The organism is Rhodococcus sp. ENV425, assembly GCF_002887785.1.
Classification (GTDB): domain Bacteria; phylum Actinomycetota; class Actinomycetes; order Mycobacteriales; family Mycobacteriaceae; genus Rhodococcus; species Rhodococcus aetherivorans.
Genome location: NZ_PCZU01000285.1, coordinates 1 through 3,243, shown reverse-complemented (window position 1 = coordinate 3,243; position 3,243 = coordinate 1). Strand labels below are relative to the sequence as shown.

Annotated in this window: 4 protein-coding genes; 2 read left to right on the top strand and 2 right to left on the bottom strand. The window is 75.0% G+C overall.

Annotation, left to right across the window (positions count from 1 at the left end):
- A partial coding sequence (locus CQZ88_RS27305; RefSeq protein ID WP_258008823.1) for a DUF4333 domain-containing protein occupies positions 1 to 545 on the top strand: 545 nt, incomplete at its 5' end.
- A 19-nt stretch (positions 546 to 564) separates the two neighbouring features.
- Here the strand turns inward: CQZ88_RS27305 and CQZ88_RS27300 are convergent.
- Positions 565 to 1,548 (bottom strand): 5'-3' exonuclease, encoded by a 984-nt coding sequence (locus CQZ88_RS27300; protein ID WP_044476482.1) that lies wholly within the window; start codon positions 1,546 to 1,548, stop codon positions 565 to 567.
- Between the two features lie 27 nt (positions 1,549 to 1,575).
- On the opposite strand from CQZ88_RS27300, the gene CQZ88_RS27295 reads away from it, so the two are divergent.
- On the top strand, positions 1,576 to 2,706 hold the full coding sequence (locus CQZ88_RS27295; protein WP_102800580.1) for a Xaa-Pro peptidase family protein: 1,131 nt from the start codon (positions 1,576 to 1,578) through the stop codon (positions 2,704 to 2,706).
- Between the two features lie 6 nt (positions 2,707 to 2,712).
- On the opposite strand, the gene CQZ88_RS27290 is transcribed toward CQZ88_RS27295, so the two are convergent.
- Positions 2,713 to 3,111, bottom strand: coding sequence for a pyridoxamine 5'-phosphate oxidase family protein (locus CQZ88_RS27290; protein WP_006945766.1), 399 nt, complete (start codon positions 3,109 to 3,111; stop codon positions 2,713 to 2,715).
- Positions 3,112 to 3,243: the final 132 nt, after the last annotated feature.

The window sequence follows — 3,243 nt, the reverse complement described above, 5'->3', positions numbered from 1 at the left end:
CCCAGCAGGGTCAGCCCCAGTGGGGGCAGCCCGCCCAGGGGCAGCAGTGGGGCCAGCAGGGTCAGCAGACCCCCGGCCAGCCGCAGCAGGGTCAGCCGCAGTGGGGGCAGCAGCCCGGCCAGGGCCAGCAGTGGGGACAACCCCAGCAGGGTCAGCCCCAGTGGGGGCAGCAACCCGGCCAGCAGTGGGGGTCGACCGGCGCGAGCCAATGGAATGCCGGTGCGCCGCAGCAGAAGTCGAAGACCGGGCTGATCGTCGGCCTGGCCGTCGCCGGGCTCGTGGTGATCGGCGCGATCATCGGCGCCGTGCTGCTCCTCGGCGGCAACGACACCCTCGACCCCGAGGCCGCGCAGGCCGGCGTCGAGAAGGTCCTCACCGAGTCCTACGGCGCCACCGACGTCTCCGACGTGCAGTGCCCGGACGGTGAAGAAGTCAAGGCGGGCAACAGCTTCGAGTGCACCCTCACGGTGGACGGCCAGTTCCGGTCGGTGACGGTGACCTTCACCGACGACGAGGGCACCTACGAGGTCAGCCGCCCCAACTGAGCGCGCCGGTCCGTCGCCCTCACCCCGCGGCCAACGCCGCGGTCAACCGGGCGACGGACCGCCCGATCCCCAGCTCCTGCGCCAGCCGCTCCAGCGCCTGCGGATCGACCGGGGTGGACGGCACCGTGTCCGGCCGCGACACCCGGACGGGGGCGTCGGTGGCGACCCGCACCACCGGCACCGCCGCGTCGAGATACGCGCCGGCGTCGATCAGCTTGCCGCGCACCCCCTTCGCCAGCCCCGACTCCGGGTCCACCGCTGCCGCGCGCAGCGCCGTCAGCGACCCGTACTGCAGCAGCAGGGTCGACGCGGTCTTCTCCCCGACGCCCTTCACCCCCGGCAACCCGTCCGACGGGTCCCCGCGCAGCGCCGCCAGCTCGGCGTAGGCCGCGCCGGCCCGCTCGGGTGGCAGCCCGTACCGCGCCGCCACCTCGGGCGGCCCGAACAGCTCGGCCTTGGCCAGGCCCCGCCCGACGTACAGCACCCGCACCGGCACCGAGCCGTCGCGCACCACCTGCAGCAGGTCCCGGTCCCCGCTGACCACCAGCACCGGATCCCGGGACTCGCCGGCGGCGAGAGTACCGATCACGTCGTCGGCCTCGAACCCGGCCGCGCCGGCGGTGGCGAGGCCGGCGGCGGCCAGCACGTCGGTGATCATCGGCACCTGCGACGGCAACGCCGCCGGCACCTCCTCGACGGTGCCGTCCGAGCCGGCGGCCACCCGGTGCGCTTTGTAACTCGGCACCGCCGCCACCCGGAACGCCGGCCGCCAGTCCAGATCCAGGCACACCACCAGCCGCGCCGGCCGATGCTTGGTGATCAGCGACGCCACCATGTCGGTGAACCCGCGCACCGCGTTGACCGGGCGGCCGTCCGGGGCGGTGAGCGACTCGGGCAGCGCGTGGAACGCGCGGAACCACAGGCTCGCCCCGTCGAGCAGCATCAACGGGCCGGTGGGGGGCACGGGGGCGGCGGACGCCGGCGTCGCAGTCACGACGATCATCCTGCCAAACGCCACTACGCTGTCCGCATGAATTCCCCCGCGCGCCGCTTCCCCGCCTCCGCATACGCCGACCGTCTCGCCCGGGCCGCCGCCCTCGGCCGCGACGCCGGCCTCGACGCGCTGCTCGTCACCCCCGGCCCGGACCTGCGCTACCTCCTCGGTTCGCGGGCGGAATCGTTCGAACGGCTCACCTGCCTGGTGGTGCCCACCGACGGCGCCCCCGCCTCCGTCGTCGTGCCGCGGCTCGAGCTGGCCGCCCTCACCGACGCCGCCGCCGCGGACCTGAACCTGCCGGTGCACGACTGGGTCGACGGGCAGGACCCGTACGCGCAGGTGGCGGCGCTGCTGCCGGAGCGCCCGCGCACCGCGGTCGCCGACGCCATGCCCGCCCTGCACCTGGTGCCGCTCGCGACCCGGTTCGCGGTGCCGCCCGTGCTGGCGACGGAGGTGGTGCGGCAGCTGCGCATGATCAAGGACGACGCGGAGGTCGAGGCGCTGCGCCGCGCCGGCGCCGCCATCGACCGGGTGCACGCGCAGATGGGACGGTGGCTGCGGCCCGGGCGCACCGAGGCGCAGGTCGCGGCCGACATCACCGCCGCGATCGTCGCCGAGGGCCACACCGAGGCCGCGTTCGTCATCGTCGGCTCCGGCCCGCACGGCGCCGACCCCCACCACGAGGTCTCCGACCGGGTCCTCGAACCCGGCGACGTCGTGGTCGTCGACATCGGCGGCCCGGTCGAGCCCGGCTACTACTCCGACTCCACCCGCACCTACAGCCTCGGCGCGCCCGCCGCGGACGTCGCGGCGAAGGTGGCGCTGCTCGAGGCCGCGCAGCAGGCGGCCGTCGACGCGGTCCGGCCCGGGGTCAGCGCTGCCTCGGTCGACGCCGCCGCCCGCGACGTGCTCGCCGCGCACGGCCTCGCCGAGGTGTTCGTGCACCGCACCGGGCACGGCATCGGGCTGTCCGTGCACGAGGAGCCGTACATCGTCGACGGCAACACCGATGTGCTGCGGCCCGGGATGGCGTTCAGCATCGAACCGGGCATCTACTTCCGCGGCGCATGGGGTGCGCGCATCGAGGACATCGTGGTGGTCACCGAGGACGGCTGCGAGCCGCTCAACCACCGGCCGCACGGGCTGACCGAGCTGCCGGGATGACCGGCCCTACCGGTCCAGCACCGAACCCATCACCCGTTCGACGGTGATCTCCACCACCACGCGGGTCGGGTTGGGCCGCGGCGGCCGGTACCGCGCGGTGTAGCGGCGCACCCCCTCGGCGACGGCCTCCGGGTCCGTGCGCACCCGGGCCGGACCCTCGAGGGTGAGCCAGCGGCCGCGCTCGACTTGGCTGACAGCGCCGTACCCGCCGCGCTCGGCGTTGAGCGCCTTCTGCGACGTCGCGTTGGTGATCACCCGCACCACCGCGGCGTCCGGGTCCCAGGTGAAGCCGACGGCCACCACGTGCGGGCTGCCGTCCGTGCGCAGCGTCGTCAGGGTGCCGAGATGGTATTCGGTGAGGAACTGCAGCGCGGCATCGCCGAGCGCGGCGGGGGTTCGGGCCATGCCTGCGACGGTAGCCGAACCCGGCACCGCCGGACCCGCCCCGGACGGCCCCGGCGCCGCCCGGGCACACTGGTGCGGTGAGCAACGAGCAGGGTTCGATCGTCGTCTTCGGGGGCCGCAGCGAGATCGGGG